Genomic DNA, 16,064 nt, shown 5'->3' on the forward strand with positions numbered 1-16,064 from the left:
ACAAAAAAATGCAAGCCCCTTAACCTAAAATACGGTCAAGGGGCTTCGGGCTTTGAGGACCTGGAAGTAGAAAATCTCAGACAAATAGAGGTGGGGTATATCCCGTAAGAGTTTACGTCCGCCTTTGAAACCCGTGAAAATACCGCAAATTCTAATCAAATTCACGGGTTTCAAGAGCGGCTGGAGGGATATACCCCACCGGCGTATGCAGAGAATTTCTTCACGAAGCGGTTTCTCAACAAGCGAAGCCCCTTAACCTTTCACATGGTCAAGGGGCTCGCATTTTCAAACCTTCAATCCGTCAAACGGCAAGTAAACGTCGACTTCGCCATTCGTTTCCCGTCGCAGAAAATATCCACTTCGATCTTCCCGTACTTGCGGCTCATCTCCAGCACGTTCGGCACGCATTCGATCACGCTGTCGATCGGGATCGGCAGCAAAAAATAATTCGAGGAGCTGTCCACGATCAAATCGCCTCTTTTTTGTTCCCGGATCGTGCGGATCGCTACCTGGCTCATCAGGGTCGTCAGAATGCCTTCCGACACCGTCCCGATCGGATTGGTCATTTGGGCGGTAACGGTTCCCCGGTAATAAAATTCACCGTCTTTGCCCCGCACTTTTTCCATCCCGGACCATATTTGATCCTCGAGAGTTTCCCCGTGCTGCGGCTGCGTTTGCAAATACTGCATCGCCTTGAGTACATCGTCCCGGCTGATCACGCCGACCATTTTTCCGTCCTTTCCGACTACAGGCAGAAGCTCGATGCCCTCCCACACCATCGTATGGCTAACCGAGGCGACGGGCGCCTGATCGCTCACGGTGAGCGGGTCCAGCGTCATGAGCTGGTGAATCGGCTGTCCGGCTTCGGCGCCGACGACGTCCTTCGCCGTCACCATGCCGATCGGCTTGTTCCGTTCGTCCACGACCGGAAAGCGGGTATGTCCGGTTTCGTCCATCCAATGGCGCATGTCCGAGACAGTATCCTCGGCGCGCAGCGAATAGACCCGGGTATCCGTTCGGATAATGTCGCGGACGAGCATAATTTTTTTCTTGATCAGTTGGTCATAGATCGCGCGGTTGATCATCGTCGCCACAGTAAACGTATCGTAGCTGGTGCTAATAATCGGCAGCTCAAGCTCGTCGGCCAGCTCCTTGGCCTCGTCCAGCGTCTGGAAGCCGCCCGTCACGAGGATGCCGGCGCCCTGCCCCAACGCATAGAGATGCGCCTGGGTGCGGTTGCCGACAATGAGCAGATTGCCCGGCTCGATATAGCGTTTCATCGCTTCGAGCTGCATCGCCCCGATCACGAATTTATTCAAAGACTTATGAAGGCCGCTCGCGCCGCCGAGCACCTCCCCGTCCACAATATTGACCACCTCGGCGAACGTCAGCTTGTCGATCGCCTGCGGTTCTTTTTTCTCCACTCGCACCGTGCCCGTACGGTCCTTCGTGCTGACATAACCCAGACTTTCCGCTTCTTTCATCGCGCGGTAGGCCGTTCCCTCGCTGACTTCGAGGGCCTGGGCAATTTTACGGACAGAGATGTGCGTTCCTACGCTCAATTCCTCGATATATCGAATGATCTGCTCGTGCTTGGTCAGCGTCTCTTCCTGCATCGCTTCACCCGCCTAGTTTACAACTGTAACAATCTTTAACAATTATACTATAAGCGGATACACAAAAACAGAGCCCCGGCCGACGGCAAAAACCGAAAACGAGCTTAAACCTGGAATTCCCCCGCAAATTTGGCATATTTCTTCGTCGAATACATCCATGCTTGAAAATACCTATCATACTAAATTATTATTTTCATTATCATACTAACGCAGAAAGAAGTGGCCGGATTGCATCAGTATATCGCACACCTGGGTTCTTTTCCCATTCGTTCGTACAGCATCTTGTTTGTTTTGGCGATTATTCTTGGCGTTGGATTTACGATTACTTTAGCCAAGCTGCAAAAAAAAGATCATTTGGCAGAACATTTGATGAACCTGATTGTGCCGATGATGATCGGAGCGATTATCGGTTCAAGATTTTGGACGGTATTTTTCTTTGAGTGGGAGTTTTACTCCAAACATCCGGAAGAAATTATCGCGATATGGCATGGCGGTTTGTCGATTCAGGGCGGGGTGGTAGGGGCTATTCTCGTAGGGATCTGGTATGTTCGAAAGCACAAACTATCGTTTTGGGAAATGGCGGACTTATGTGCACCGGGTCTCATTCTTGCCCAAAGCATCGGCCGCGATGCCAACTTGATGAACGGCGATGCTTTTGGAGATCCGACAGGCGGCAATTTTGGCATTCTGTATCCCGAAGGCACCAACGCAAGAGCCACCTATGGCGATCAACCGCTATGGCCCGCCGAAGTATGGGAAGGACAAATGGATATCGTCATTTTTGCCCTGCTCATGATTCTTTTGAGAAAAAAATTAAAACGCGGCTATCTGTTTCTTGCTTACAATATCCTCTACAATATAGGACGATTCCTGTTGGAAATGCTGCGCGGCGATTCGCCAAGGTATTTATTTCATTGGACGGCAGCGCAATGGACATCGGCAACGATCGTTATTCTTTCCTTAGGCATTGGCGTTTACCTTCATTTTCGAGCTCCCCAAACGAAAGAAGGCATGGCCTAGCCATCCATGACTGGCTTCAACATATTTTTCAGGTCGCGAATATCGCGGCTTTTTTTCTTGACCCTCCCCTTGGAGGAGTCTGTACACTAAAATTCGAAAGGAGGAACACGACATACTGTATACGGTCAAAGAAATATCTTCATTGTCCGGCGTAACCGTCAAGACGCTGCATCATTACCATAAAATCGGGCTTCTGGTGCCGTGCGAGGTCAGCGAAGCGGGATACCGGTTATACGGGATGAAAGAGTTGGAACGTCTGCAGCACATTTTGTTTTACCGGGAATTGGATTTTCCTTTGAAGGAAATCGCGCGGCTGCTTGAAGAGGAACCTGAGCGGCACGCGATTCTCGCGCGGCAGGAGGAACTGCTTCTGCTCCGCAAGCAAAGGCTGGAAACGATCATTCAAACCTTACAACAATCCATGGTCAGCATGGAGAAGGGAGAAATCATGAATAGCAAAGACATGTTCAAAGGGTTCGAAAGCGCGCAGGAATGGGAAAAGGCATTGGAGGAACAGAATCGGCATTTGAAGGACGCCTACGGCTACGACATGCTCGATTCCGCAGAAATCGATGCGCAAAGCATGAATGAGCAGGCTCTGGAGGCGGCGGCATTTATGAATCATATCGCAGAAGCTTTGCGAACGGGGATCAAGCACAGCGACGCGGAAATTCAGCGGCTGATCCGGGAGCACCTTGATTTTATGAACAAGCACGGGCATACCGTCACTCCTGCTGATTTTGCAGCCCAAACGCGCTTTTTCCTCGGCGACGACTTTCATCTTCGCATGCTGGAAGACCAGCAAACCGGATTGGCGTATTACCTGTCCGCAGCAGCCGAGTCCTACGCGGCAGCAGAACAACAATAACTGAAATAGTCGATCAAAAATTTACAGCTCCCTTCCGCGCAGGAAAGGAGCTGTTTTTTTTGCGAGTCGACGATACGGCCCGTTACTCTTGAATCGCCGAATTGTACATGCTCAGAAAGATGGGCGACAACGGATAAAATACCGTTTCCGAGCATTTATAGCACTCCGTATGATGGCAGTCCGCCAGCTCCTCTACCGTTTCGCCGCAGCGGCTGCAGCACTTGGCCGGAAGCTGCTCGTAAAATTTCATCGATGATTGAAGCATATTCCTTCTCCTCCATTCATTATAAATGCGCGTAGCTTGGGATGGTCAAAAAGTCCTCGAATGTGGCGGACGTCGTCATATCGCTAAACAGCGTTTTCGCCAGCATGTATTGTCCTTGTTCGAAACGGTCCGCGCCGACGCGCTCCCGAATCGCCTTCAGTTCTTCTTCAAGCAGCTCTCCGAACAGATCGGCCGTGACTTTGCGCCCGTCCTCCAGAATGCCCTTCGGATGATGAATCCACTGCCACAGCTGCGCCCGCGAAATTTCCGCGGTCGCTACATCCTCCATCAGGTTGCGGATCGGCACCGCGCCGTAGCCACGCAGCCACGCTTCCAAATAATGAAGCCCGACATGAATGTTCGTACGCACGCCGGCTTCCGTAATCGGTCCCTGCGGAACTTCGAGCAGGTCGGCGGCCGTCACCTCGATGCCCGTCAGCTGCCGGTCGATCTGATTGGGCGCCGGCATCAGGCGGTCGAACACTTCCCGGGCGACCGGGACAAGGCCCGGATGGGCGACCCAGGTTCCGTCATGCCCTTGCGTCGCTTCGCGCGTCTTATCCGCACGGACCTTCCGCATGGCCTCCTCGTTAGCTTCGGGATCATCCTTGATCGGAATTTGCGCGGCCATGCCGCCGATGCAAGGCGCTCCCCGCTTGTGGCACGTCTGGATCGCCAGCAGCGAATAGGCGCGCATGAACGGCGATTCCATCGTTACCAGGCCGCGGTCCGGCAAAATGACATGCTCCTGGTTTCTGAGCTTTTTGATGTAGCTGAAAATATAGTCCCAGCGCCCGCAGTTGAGACCTGCGCTGTGCTCCCGCAGCTCATACAAAATTTCGTCCATTTCAAAAGCCGCCAGAATCGTCTCGATCAGCACCGTCGCTTTGATCGTGCCCACGGGAATGCCCAGCTTCTCTTCGGCAAAGGTGAAGACATCGTTCCACAATCTCGCTTCCAGATGGCTTTCCAGCTTCGGCAAGTAGAAGTACGGGGCGCTCCCCCGATCCAGCAGCGCTTGCGCGTTGTGGAAGAAGAACAGGCCGAAGTCGAACAATCCCGCCGACATCGGACGCTGATCGATCCATACGTGCTTTTCTTCCAGATGCCAGCCCCGGGGGCGGACCTTCAGCACGGCCGTCTGCTCGTTCAGCGCATACGTCTTGCCTTCCGGGGACTCGAACCGGATCGTTCGCCGCACGGCGTCCCTCATGTTGATTTGTCCTTCGATGCAATTGCTCCACTGCGGCGAGTTCGCGTCTTCAAAATCCGCCATATACAGCTTCGCGCCGGAATTCAGCGCGTTAATGACCATTTTCCGGTCGCCGGCAGGCCCGGTGATCTCGACCCTGCGGTCGGTCAGATCGGGCGGGATCGGCGCAATGCGCCAATCCCCGCTGCGAACGTCCTCCGTCTCCTTCAAAAAATCGGGCAGTTCCCCCGCATCGATTCTCTGCTGCCGCTCTTCCCGCTGTTTCAGCAAGGAGAGACGCCGATGACCGAATTTTTTCTCCAATTCCGCCACAAATTCCAGCGCGGCCGGAGTCAAGATTTCAAAATAAGCCGGGTTATGCATTCGGCCCTTCAGCAGCACGCCTTGTGAAACCGCATGATAAGTCATCGCCTCGGCCTCCTTAGCCCGCAAACTGTTCCGCTTCGGTAGAATCCTTGAGCGCCGTCGTCACGGAATCGCCTCCGGACAAGACAAGCGACACTTCATCGAAGTAGCCGGTTCCGACTTCGCGCTGGTGGCGGGTCGCTTCGTAGCCGTAACGCTCGCTGGCGAACTCCGACTGCTGCAGCTCCGAGTAGGCGGCCATTCCGCGGTCGCGGTACCCTCTGGCCAATTCGAACATGCTGTGGTTCAACGAATGGAACCCGGCCAGCGTCACGAATTGGAATTTGTAGCCCATCTTTCCTAATTCCCGCTGGAACGCCGCGATCGTGGCATCGTCCAGCTTCTTCTTCCAGTTGAACGAAGGCGAGCAGTTGTAGGCGAGCAGCTTGCCGGGGTACTTCGCGTGGATTGCTTCCGCAAACCGCCGCGCTTCCTCCAGGTTCGGCTCGGCCGTTTCGCACCAGACCATATCGGCATAAGGAGCGTATGCGAGACCTCGGGAAATCGCTTGGTCCAGCCCGTCTTTGACATAATAGAAGCCTTCCGGCGAACGCTCGCCTGTCAGGAACGGCTTGTCGTTATCGTCGATATCGCTGGTCAGCAGCTTGGCCGCATTCGCATCCGTTCTGGCGATGATAATCGTATCGACGCCCATGACATCGGCAGCAAGTCTGGCCGCGATCAGATGGCGGACTGCCTGTCGGGTAGGCAGCAGTACCTTGCCGCCCATATGTCCGCATTTCTTCTCCGAGGAGAGCTGATCCTCGAAGTGAACGGCTGCCGCTCCCGCTTCGATCATCGCTTTCATTAATTCGAAGACGTTAAGCGGTCCGCCGAAGCCCGCTTCAGCGTCGGCCACGATCGGCAGGAAAAAGTCAATGTTCTCTTTCCCTTCCGCGTGCTGAATTTGATCCGCTCTTTGCAGCGTCTGATTGATCCGCTTGACCACGGCAGGTACGCTGTTCGCGGGATACAGGCTTTGGTCGGGATACATTTGACCGCTCAGGTTGGCGTCCGCCGCCACCTGCCAGCCGCTGAGATAAATGGCCTTCAGTCCGGCCTTCGCCTGCTGGAGAGCTTGATTGCCTGTCAGGGCACCCAGGGCATGAACGTAATCCTCCGTATGAACCAGCTTCCACAGCTTCTCCGCTCCCCGCTGTGCCAGCGTGTGCTCGATCAGTACCGAGCCCCGCAAGCGAAGTACGTCTTCCGGACCGTACGGGCGCCGTACCCCCTCGTACCGTTTGGAATTCCATTTTTGCTGAAGCTGTTCCGATTGCGCTTTACGATTATTGGTTGTCATCCCTTTTGCCCTCCTGAAATTGGTTATGAGTAATATGAGTAATTACGATGTGATAGCAAGTTGGAAATCGATACGGACTACTCGTGGCTTTCTACGTAGCCGTTGCCGCAGCACCAGAAGCAGATGGTTACCTTCGTGCCGAAAGCGTCCCGGTATTCCGGGGGTTGCTTTTCGTCGTTCTTGGATACGCCGCCGGAATGAAAGTTAGGGGATTCAATTTCGCCGTGACCGTGACATATCGGACAATTCATGTGAACTACCTCCATTTGTTTTTATTATAGTACAGTGTTTTTGTTCGATGAGGTTATTATATAACAACAATTCAAACTGTTCAATACTGTTTTTAAAATTTTTTTACTGTTTTATAACAGTGTATACAAAACAGGCTTTGCTGCATGCTCCAAACCCGCGATACAACGCGAAAAAGCGGCTTCTCCCTTTTCGGGAAAAGCCGCTTGCTCGGACGTATATTAAACCTATGTCACTCTGACGAAGAGCGCGCCCGCTCCGAACCGGAATCGTCCGCTTCCCCGGCGAGGCCGTCCATCATCCGCTCCACGAATTTGCTGATTCCATCGGTCGCTGCCATATCCTCCTGACCCGGAGGCGTTGTAACGCTGTTATTCGTAAAATGTTCGAAATACCCTTCTTGTTGTTCTTCCCGCTCCATCGCCAAACCTCCACCTGTTAAGATGAAGATAGGGTTGACGCCCGGCGCGATAATTATTCACTATAACAAAACAAACTCCCTTATCGCCGGCCGGGCAATAAAGGGAGGTTGTTCATGCTGCAGCGTTATGACGGCGCGGTTATTGTTACTGCACCGCTTTTTCCGCTTCTTTCACCATCTCGGCTACGGAAAGCAAGCCGCCGCCGGACAGGTACCAGTAGTTCGAATCCAGATAAATGATTTTGCCGTTTTTGTAGGCTTTCGTTTTCTTCGTCAGCTCATTTTCCACGATTTGCTTTGCCGGGGTTCCGTTGCCGACAACAGCGTCACGGTCGACGACAAACAGATAGTCCGGGTCTTTCTGAGCCACGTACTCGAACGTTACGCTTTGGCCGTGCGTCTCCACCTTGATATCTTTGTCTGCAGGCGTAAAGCCGAATTCGTCGTGGATAATGCCGAAGCGCGAGCCTTGGCCATAAGCGCTGGTCTTGCCGCCGGTCGTCAGGATGACCAATGCGGTTTTGCCGCCTGTGGACGCTTTTTCCTTCAGCTTCTTGACGGAGTCGCTGATGGCGGCGAACTCCTTCTCCGCTGCCGCTTCCTTGCCGAAAATTTGGCCGAGCAGCTTCACGTTCTCTTCGAACGATTTCATGTAGCTTTTGTCGTCCACGCCCATAAAGATCGTCGGAGCGATAGCTTTAAACTCCTCGTACTTGGCCGATTGCCGTGCGGAGATGATGATCAGATCGGGCTTGAGCTGGTTGATCTTCTCAAAGTCCGGCTCCATCAGGCCGCCTACGTTCGCATACTTGCTGTCCTTGTATTTGGACAAATACGAAGGCAGGTTTTTCGACGGAACGCCGGCCACTTCTACGCCCAATTTATCCAGCGAGTCCAGCGTGCCGAAGTCGAATACAACGACCTTCTTCGGGTTCTTCTTGACTTTCGTTTCCCCAAGCTTATGTTTAATCGTCAGCTCTTCACTATCTTTCGGTGCGGCCGTGTTCGCGTTCTTCGCATCGCCGCCTCCTGTCGCATTATTGGAGCTGCCGGAACCGTTCGTTCCGCACGCCGCGACCGCAACGGCCAGGAGCACCATCATGAGCATCCATGAAATTTTTTTCATCTTGACCACCTCGATAATCGTAATATTTATTGCAAAGGACGGTATGGCGTCCCTTGGACAATCGGCTAAGCAAAATAGACGCAAATCTTGTTCTCGTTGATATCTTCGATATGGATATCCATGTCGTAAATGTCCTTGAGCACGGATTCCTCGATGATCTCGGCCGTCGGGCCTTCGCGGACCAGCTTCCCGTCCTTGAGCGCCACAATGTAATCGGCATGGCAGGAGGCAAAATTAATGTCGTGGATCACGATGACAATCGTCTTGCCCAGCTCGTCGACCAGCCGTCGCAGCACCTTCATAATTTGGACCGAATGTTTCATATCCAGATTGTTCAACGGCTCATCCAGCAAAATGTACTCGGTATTCTGCGCGATGACCATGGCGATGTAAGCCCGCTGCCGTTGGCCGCCGCTCAATTGATCGATATACTTGTGCTGCATGTCTTCGAGCTCCATGTAGCGGATAGCCTCGTCGACGAACGTCCAATCCTCTTTCGTCAGCTTGCCCTGCGAATAAGGGAAGCGGCCGAAGCTGACAAGCTCCCGCACCGTCAAACGGATGCCGATGTGGTTGGACTGCTTCAGAATCGAGATTTTTTTGGCCAGCTCGCCGCTCTTGTACTGCCCGATTTCTTTGCCTTCGATCCACACTTCTCCCTCGTCCCTCGTCAGAAGGCGGCTCATCATGGACAACAGCGTGCTTTTGCCGGCGCCATTCGGCCCGATAAAAGCGGTGATGCTTCCTTTGTTGACCTTGACGGAGACTTGATCGACGACGCGCTTGTTCCCGTAGGCTTTCGTTACGTTGCGTACTTCTACCACGATTTGTTCTCCTTCAACAGAAGATATAGAAAGTAAGACCCGCCGATGAAATTCACGATGACGCTGAGTGTGGTCGTAAAGGTAAACACCCGTTCCACCATCAATTGCCCGCCGACCAAGGCGATCATCCCAATCAGGATCGCGCCGACAATAAGCTGACTGTGCCGGTACGTGCGCAAAAATTGGTGCGTGACGTTGGCGACAAGCAGCCCGAAGAACGTAATCGGTCCGACCAAGGCGGTAGCGATCGACGCCAGAATCGCGACGACGATCAGCAGCCTTTTCACGATGCTGTCGTACGGCACACCCAGATTGATCGCATGCTCTTTGCCTAACGAAATGACATCCAAATAGGTAAGAAGCTTTTTAAAATACAGCGTAATGACCAGCACCGCGACGACCGAGATCGTCAAAAGATCCGAGTCAACGCTGCTGAAGCTGGCAAACAGCTTGCCCTGCAGCACCAGGAACGCGTTCGGGTTGATCAGCATCTGCATGAACGAGGACGAGCTTTGAAACAGCGTTCCAAGAACAAGTCCGACGAGCAGCAAATGATAAATGTTCGTTCCCTCTTTGCGGAACATCAGCTTATGGAGCAGAAGCGCGAACAGCACCATCAATCCGACGGACAGCGCGAAATTCCATTCATTGCTGATCGTCGTCAGGCCGGTTGCGCCGAAAATAAAAACGATGGCGGTTTGGAGCAGCATGTAGAGCCAATCGAGCCCGATCATGCTTGGCGTCAAAATCCGGTTGTTCGTAATCGTCTGAAACACCATCGTCGAGAAGGCGATGCAGAAGCCGGTAAGCAGCAGCGCGAGCACCTTCTTGCCTCGGCGGGGAAGAATATAATCCCAATTGCCGCCCGACTGAATGACCATAAACAGCACAACCAAAGCCACCGCGATCACGGCAAGCAAGGTTAACTTGGCTTTATTGCTCATATTTCTTTCTCCTCATAAGCAGGTAAAGAAAAATCCCGCTTCCGATAACCCCCACGGTCAATCCGATCGAAATTTCATACGGATAAATGATCACCCGCCCGAAAATATCGCAGGCCAGCACGAAGACGGCTCCGAGCAAAGCGGTATGGGGAAGATTTTTTTTCAGGTTGTCCCCTTGATAAATGGTGACGATGTTCGGAATGATCAAGCCGAGAAACGGGATCATGCCGACCGTCAGCACGACGACCGAGGTGACCAGGGCCGCAATCACAAGTCCGATGTTGACCACCTGCCTGTAATTCAATCCGAGGTTGACGGAAAAATCCTCGCCCATCCCGGCGACCGTAAACTTATTGGCGAACAAGTAAGCCAGCACTGTGGCGGGAATGCTGATGTATAGCAGCTCGTAGCGGCCTTTCAGCACACCCGAGAAGTCCCCGTGCAGCCACGAAGACATGCTTTGAATCAGATCGTATTTATAGGAGAAAAAGGTCGTCATCGATTCGATGAGATTGCCGAGCATAAGACCGATGAGCGGGATGAAGATCGCATCCTTAAATTTCACCCGATCGAGAATTTTCATAAACACGTATGTACCGGCCAGCGAAAAGATAAAAGCGACGAACATCTTCTGCAGCGGAGTCGCCTCCGTAAAGACCAGCAGAGCGACCAGAATGCCCAGACTGGCCGAATCCATTGTGCCCGCGGTCGACGGGGAGACGAATTTGTTGCGGCTGAGCTGCTGCATAATCAAACCCACGATGCTCATGCTCATGCCGGCGATCAGAATGCTGATCAAGCGCGGGAACCGGCTGATCATCAGCACCTCGACCTTCTCTTCGTTCCACTGTACGATATCGGTCAGCGTCAAATCTTTCGCGCCAATGAATAGAGAAGCAACGGATAAAACAATCAGGGCAAGGACCAAATAAGTTTTTCTCATAACATTCCCTAACAATAGTTTAATGGTGAATAATGCGATAATGATTTTCATTATCAGTGTAAACGATATTGAGAATCATTCTTAATGAACAATCTTAAACTATATTAGACAACACGGCTGTGTCAGTCAAGGTTTTTTTCAAAATTTACCGGAAATAGCCTATGCAAAAAGGCAACCGCGCGAGCGATTGCCTGAGCTTTGTTGAGAAGCGGTCAATTGAAGTATTCTTCCAGGGTGTATATGACGAGCGCCGTCCAGTTGTCGGATATCAATTCAAGAACTCTGCTGTAACCGCAAGTCGCTGGCGAGTTCCCGAATGGTCTTGTTTTGGGCGAAGATGTCAAATGATCTCCCTCCTATGCACCTGGAAGTACCCAGGACACCAAAAAGTGCCTACTTTTGTAATTTTAGTTTATCTACTATTGTATGTCTATACCGCTCATCAAAGTTGAAATCCGGAGCATGAGCGAGCGTACAAGCGAATATATTCTTTATAATAGGAGGAATGAATATGTCAAATCCGATGAAGGCCCGGCCCAAGCTGTACGTGATGGACAACGGCCGGATGAGCATGGACAAAAACTGGCTGATCGCCATGCACAATCCGGCAACGGTCAGCAATCCCAATGCACAGACGCAGTTCGTGGAATTCCCGATCTACACCGTATTGATCGATCATCCGGAAGGGAAAATTTTGTTCGATACGTCCTGTAACCCGAACTCGATGGGCGCCCAAGGACGCTGGACGCAATGGACCCAGCAGGCGTTCCCTTGGACGGCGAGCGAGGAATGCTACCTGCATAACCGGCTGGAGCAGCTGAAAGTAAGACCCGAGGACATCAAGTACGTGATTGCCTCCCATTTGCATCTGGACCATGCCGGATGCCTGGAGATGTTCACGAAAGCAACGATTATCGTCCACGAGGACGAGCTGAACGGCGCGCTGCAGTCCTACGCCCGCAACCAAAAAGAAGGCGGCTATATTTGGGCGGACATCGATGCGTGGATCAAAAACCATTTGCATTGGAAAACGGTCAAGCGCCATGAAGATAACCTGGATCTGGCCGAAGGCATCAAGATTCTTAATTTTGGAAGCGGCCATGCCTGGGGCATGTTAGGCTTGCACCTCGACATGCCGGAAACGGGCGGAATCATCCTCGCTTCCGATGCCGTGTATACGGCTGAAAGCTTCGGCCCTCCGGTCAAGCCGCCAGGCATTTTGTACGATTCGCTAGGTTACCGGAACGCGGTGGAGCGAATCCGCACGCAGGCTAAGCGAACGAACTCCCAAGTGTGGTTCGGACATGATGCGGAGCAATTCAAAACGTTCCGCAAATCGACTGAAGGATATTACCAGTAAAAATTTTCGGACATTGGAAAGGAAATGTCCTGTCTGTATCGAATAGTTTTGTATCGACATTCTGACGCAAGCCTCAGACAATTGCATACTTGATCGATAAGGTGCCTTTGCGCAGAGCAAAGGGTAACAGGGAATCGGGTGCAAATCCCGAGCGGTCCCGCCACTGTATTCGGGGAGTTTCTTTCCATGACGTCACTCGATCCACCCGTCGGGGAAGGCGAAAGAACACGACGATCCGAGAGCCAGGAGACCTACCTATCGATGCACCCCAAAGCCTTCGCGGAAAGGAGAGGTGTACGAACATAGCCGGACAATGACCTGCGCGCATTGTCGTTTATCGGCGTGCGTACCCAAGACCCATCCTACAGGATCGGTCTTTTTTTTGGTTTACGAGTATCATTCAGGAGGAAGAGTTATGAAAAAGAAAAAGACGATCGGCACCCTGTTTTTGGTAAGCGGTTTAACGCTGTATTTATTGTTGAACGCGCCCGAATCCGCTTACGCCATGCACATTATGGAAGGATTTCTTCCGTTCGGCTGGGCCGTTTTCTGGTGGGCCGCCTTTCTGCCCTTCTTCATTCTCGGGCTGCGGGCGCTCCGGAAAATAACGAAGGAAACGCCGGAGCTGAAAATTATGCTCGGACTGGCCGGCGCCTTCACCTTCGTGCTGTCGGCGCTGAAAATTCCGTCCGTGACGGGAAGCAGCTCCCATCCGACGGGCACGGGGCTCGGAGCGGTCATGTTCGGTCCGCTGCCGATGAGCGTGCTGGGCTCCATCGTGCTGCTGTTTCAAGCTCTACTGCTTGCCCACGGCGGGCTGACGACCCTCGGGGCCAACGCATTCTCCATGGCCGTCGCAGGTCCGTTCGTAGGCTACATGGTGTACAAAGGAATGATGAAGTCGACCGGCAAGCAGAAGCTGTCCATCTTCACGGCGGCGGCGCTCGCCGACTTGTCCACCTACATCATGACGTCGCTTCAGCTGGCGCTCGCTTTTCCCGCCGAGCAAGGCGGCGTAGCGGCCTCGCTTCTCAAATTCGGCGGCATCTTCGCCGTAACACAAATTCCGCTGGCGATCAGCGAAGGGCTGTTGACCGTATTAATCTGGAACTGGCTGCAAGCCTACAGCTCGGAAGAGCTGTCGCTGCTGCAGCGTAAAATGAAAGGAGCGCGCGAGCTGTGAAAATCGCAACCAAAAACATCCTGCTGCTTGTCGCCGTCGTCCTGCTGGCCGTGCTGCCGCTGCTCTTCGTGAATGCGGAGTTCGGCGGTGCCGACGGCGCCGCCGAAGAAATGATCAAGACGATCCAGCCGTCCTACGAGCCCTGGTTCTCGTCGCTGCTGGAGCCGCCAGCCGAAACCGAAAGCATGCTGTTCGCGCTGCAGGCCGCCATCGGAGCCGGATTTATCGGGTACGTGATCGGCCTGTTCCGGGGTAAGGCGTCCAAGTCGAAACCGCAATGATCCGGCTGATCGATTCGCTTTCTTACAGCAATCGGCTTCGTGGCATCTCCCCGATGTGGAAATGCGGCTTTGCAGCCGCGCTGTTCATGCTGTCGTATGGGTCGCATCCTCCCGTTCAGGCGGCGATTTTCGCCTGGATGATCGTGTGGGTCGTCCGGTATGCTCGAATTCCGCTGAAAGCTCATCTGGTTATGCTGGGAACGGCTTGCCTGTTTTTTATCGCCAGCCTGCCGGCCCTGCTCGTCGAGATCCAGCCGGGAAGCGTCGCCGCTCCCGGCTCCTCTGTGTTCGTTCTGTGGTCCCGGCCGTACGGGTCCGTCTATGTCACCGAAACAGGGCTGCATACGGCTGCGGCGTTGTTCATGCGGGCGGCGGCTTGCTTGTCGGCCGTTTCGTTCGTCATGTTCACGACGCCGGTGGCCGAGCTGTTCCAAGTGATGAAACGGCTGCGGGTTCCGGCTTTGGCGCTGGAGCTTATGCTGATCACGTACCGCTTCCTGTTTATTTTGACGGAGACGGCGCACGATCTGTATACCGCGCAGCGGGCTCGCGGTGGACACAACGGCTTTCGCCGCAGGCTGAACGACACGGCGTTGCTGATCGTCCGGCTGTTCGTCAAGACGATGCACCGTTACAAAGGATTGTCGCACGGTCTCGTCTCCAGAGGATTTACCGAGGAAATCCGTCCTGCCCCTTACCGGGCCGGTACGGTTCCCGCCCGATACCGCCTCGAGAGCGGTATCGGCGTCGCGATATTATTGCTGCTGGAGTGTTGGCTCCGCTGGAGGGGATTCGTATGAAACCGATGTTGGAAGCGCTGGACCTCCGGTACAGCTATCCCGGCACCCGGGAGGAAGCGCTGCGCAGCTTGACCTTAACGATACCGCAAGGAAAAAAGACGGCAATCTGCGGTCACAACGGGTCCGGCAAATCGACCTTTTTCCTGCATGCGATCGGCATCCACCGCCCCGCTTCGGGACAGCTGAAGCTGAAGGGCGTGCCCTTATCGTACCGCCGCGACGACCTGCTGCGGCTTCGCCGGCAGGTCGGTCTTGTATTCCAGGACCCGGAGCAGCAGTTGATTTTGAATACGCCATACGAAGACGTCTCCTACGGTCTGCGCAATGCCGGACTCTCGGAGGATGAGATTGCCGTCCGTACGGAGCGGATGCTGCTCTCTATGGGGCTGAAGCCTCTCGCCGACACCCCGCTCCATCAACTGAGTCTGGGGCAAAAGAAGCGCGTCGCGCTGGCGGGCGTGCTCGTGCTGGAGCCCGAGCTTCTGCTGCTGGACGAGCCGACGGCCTACCTCGACCGCTTGTCCGAGCGGCAGCTGCTGGAGGAGCTGGATCTCGCCCAAGAGCAGGGAATCACGGTAGCGATGGCGACCCACGATATGAATCTGGCCTACGCTTGGGCCGATTGGGTGCTGGTCATGGACCAAGGCGCATGCTGCATGGCGGGTCCGCCGCACGAAGTGTTCGCCGATGAAGGGAAGCTGCGCCAGCTTGGATTGGAGCCGCCGATGCTGTTGGAGCTTTGGCAAGCGCTCCCGGCCGCCGTGCGCAAAGGCCATGTCCCGCCCCGAAGCGTCGAAGCGATGAAAGCTTTTTTGCAAAACGGCTATAGGGCCGCAGGCGCTCTTTAGCAGCGAACCAAGCGGCCCCGCCTCCGCCGGTAACTTCGCCGTTTAAAAATAACACTTGTATCATTATCGGTTTAGTTGTATATTGTTACAGAATCACAACTGAATATTGTGGGAACAGGTGCTCCCCTACGTTCGCGTATCGGAGCTTAAAAGGGAAGCCGGTGAAACACCGGCGCGGTCCCGCCACTGTAACGGAGGAGTCTTACGCCATCTTTAGCCACTGATCTGCGGATTGGGAAGGCCGGCGCAAGACCATGATTCCGAAGCCAGGAGACCTGCCTGTTCTGACAGCACTGCTTTACCTACGGGAGATAGGGAGGTGTTAAAGATGGCAGCCGCCGTGCGTATTCAACGAGGGGCATCTTTATCCTTTTTCGCTTCAGGATAAAGATGCC

General features: G+C 53.8%; 17 protein-coding genes and 2 riboswitches. Of the genes, 7 read left to right on the plus strand and 10 right to left on the minus strand.

Features of this window, described 5'->3' with window-relative positions; all coding sequences use genetic code 11:
* Positions 1 to 293 precede the first annotated feature (293 nt).
* On the minus strand, positions 294 to 1,616 hold the full coding sequence (locus QJ48_RS12255; RefSeq protein WP_054973879.1) for a DRTGG domain-containing protein: 1,323 nt from the start codon (positions 1,614 to 1,616) through the stop codon (positions 294 to 296).
* Positions 1,617 to 1,835: 219 nt separating this feature from the next.
* On the opposite strand from QJ48_RS12255, the gene lgt reads away from it, so the two are divergent.
* Positions 1,836 to 2,636, plus strand: a complete 801-nt coding sequence (lgt, locus tag QJ48_RS12260; RefSeq protein WP_337589622.1) for a prolipoprotein diacylglyceryl transferase — start codon at positions 1,836 to 1,838, stop codon at positions 2,634 to 2,636.
* A 112-nt stretch (positions 2,637 to 2,748) separates the two neighbouring features.
* On the plus strand, positions 2,749 to 3,504 hold the full coding sequence (locus tag QJ48_RS12265) for a MerR family transcriptional regulator (protein WP_054973881.1): 756 nt from the start codon (positions 2,749 to 2,751) through the stop codon (positions 3,502 to 3,504).
* A gap of 82 nt (positions 3,505 to 3,586) precedes the next feature.
* Here QJ48_RS12265 and yhfH read toward each other — a convergent pair whose 3' ends face one another.
* The 9 genes from yhfH to QJ48_RS12305 all read right to left on the minus strand — a co-directional run bounded on the left by yhfH (position 3,587) and on the right by QJ48_RS12305 (position 11,197).
* Positions 3,587 to 3,769, minus strand: a complete 183-nt coding sequence (yhfH, locus tag QJ48_RS12270) for a protein YhfH (protein WP_054973882.1) — start codon at positions 3,767 to 3,769, stop codon at positions 3,587 to 3,589.
* Positions 3,770 to 3,788: 19 nt separating this feature from the next.
* A complete protein-coding gene (gene aceB, locus QJ48_RS12275) occupies positions 3,789 to 5,390 on the minus strand; it encodes a malate synthase A (protein WP_054973883.1) in 1,602 nt (533 codons plus the stop codon).
* Between the two features lie 13 nt (positions 5,391 to 5,403).
* Complete coding sequence (gene aceA / locus QJ48_RS12280) at positions 5,404 to 6,690, minus strand: isocitrate lyase (RefSeq protein ID WP_054973884.1); 1,287 nt, start codon at positions 6,688 to 6,690, stop codon at positions 5,404 to 5,406.
* Positions 6,691 to 6,767: 77 nt separating this feature from the next.
* A complete protein-coding gene (locus QJ48_RS36840; protein ID WP_157261611.1) occupies positions 6,768 to 6,941 on the minus strand; it encodes a hypothetical protein in 174 nt (57 codons plus the stop codon).
* 230 nt (positions 6,942 to 7,171) lie between these two features.
* Positions 7,172 to 7,360, minus strand: coding sequence for a hypothetical protein (locus QJ48_RS12285; protein ID WP_054973885.1), 189 nt, complete (start codon positions 7,358 to 7,360; stop codon positions 7,172 to 7,174).
* Positions 7,361 to 7,505: 145 nt separating this feature from the next.
* Positions 7,506 to 8,486 (minus strand): siderophore ABC transporter substrate-binding protein, encoded by a 981-nt coding sequence (locus tag QJ48_RS12290; RefSeq protein WP_054973886.1) that lies wholly within the window; start codon positions 8,484 to 8,486, stop codon positions 7,506 to 7,508.
* A 65-nt stretch (positions 8,487 to 8,551) separates the two neighbouring features.
* Positions 8,552 to 9,310 carry an ABC transporter ATP-binding protein gene (locus tag QJ48_RS12295; RefSeq protein ID WP_054973887.1) on the minus strand — a complete coding sequence of 253 codons (759 nt, stop codon included), beginning with the start codon at positions 9,308 to 9,310 and terminating at the stop codon, positions 8,552 to 8,554.
* The gene (locus QJ48_RS12300) at positions 9,304 to 10,254 is read right to left on the minus strand and encodes an iron chelate uptake ABC transporter family permease subunit (protein ID WP_054973888.1); all 951 of its coding nucleotides are present in this window, start codon (positions 10,252 to 10,254) and stop codon (positions 9,304 to 9,306) included. The genes QJ48_RS12295 and QJ48_RS12300 overlap by 7 nt, the downstream gene beginning before the upstream one ends.
* Positions 10,244 to 11,197, minus strand: a complete 954-nt coding sequence (locus QJ48_RS12305) for an ABC transporter permease (RefSeq protein WP_054973889.1) — start codon at positions 11,195 to 11,197, stop codon at positions 10,244 to 10,246. Before QJ48_RS12305 ends, QJ48_RS12300 begins: the two co-directional genes overlap by 11 nt.
* Before the next feature lie 511 nt (positions 11,198 to 11,708).
* Here QJ48_RS12305 and QJ48_RS12310 point away from each other — a divergent pair.
* The 5 genes from QJ48_RS12310 (at position 11,709) to QJ48_RS12330 (ending at position 15,669) form a co-directional block, all read left to right on the plus strand.
* Entirely contained in the window at positions 11,709 to 12,557 is an 849-nt protein-coding gene (locus QJ48_RS12310; RefSeq protein WP_054973890.1) for an N-acyl homoserine lactonase family protein, read from the plus strand.
* An 82-nt stretch (positions 12,558 to 12,639) separates the two neighbouring features.
* A riboswitch (cobalamin riboswitch) is annotated at positions 12,640 to 12,831 on the plus strand.
* Between the two features lie 141 nt (positions 12,832 to 12,972).
* Positions 12,973 to 13,740: an energy-coupling factor ABC transporter permease gene (locus tag QJ48_RS12315; protein ID WP_054973891.1), complete on the plus strand. Its 768-nt coding sequence runs from the start codon at positions 12,973 to 12,975 to the stop codon at positions 13,738 to 13,740.
* Positions 13,737 to 14,021, plus strand: coding sequence for an energy-coupling factor ABC transporter substrate-binding protein (locus QJ48_RS12320; RefSeq protein WP_054973892.1), 285 nt, complete (start codon positions 13,737 to 13,739; stop codon positions 14,019 to 14,021). The genes QJ48_RS12315 and QJ48_RS12320 overlap by 4 nt, the downstream gene beginning before the upstream one ends.
* Positions 14,018 to 14,821, plus strand: a complete 804-nt coding sequence (gene cbiQ / locus QJ48_RS12325) for a cobalt ECF transporter T component CbiQ (protein WP_054973893.1) — start codon at positions 14,018 to 14,020, stop codon at positions 14,819 to 14,821. Before QJ48_RS12320 ends, cbiQ begins: the two co-directional genes overlap by 4 nt.
* The gene (locus QJ48_RS12330; protein WP_054973894.1) at positions 14,818 to 15,669 is read left to right on the plus strand and encodes an energy-coupling factor ABC transporter ATP-binding protein; all 852 of its coding nucleotides are present in this window, start codon (positions 14,818 to 14,820) and stop codon (positions 15,667 to 15,669) included. The genes cbiQ and QJ48_RS12330 overlap by 4 nt, the downstream gene beginning before the upstream one ends.
* Positions 15,670 to 15,768: 99 nt before the next feature.
* A riboswitch (cobalamin riboswitch) is annotated at positions 15,769 to 15,967 on the plus strand.
* Positions 15,968 to 16,064: the final 97 nt, after the last annotated feature.

Origin of the sequence: Paenibacillus sp. A3, from assembly GCF_001399685.1 — a bacterium.
Lineage (GTDB): Bacteria > Bacillota > Bacilli > Paenibacillales > NBRC-103111 > Paenibacillus_G.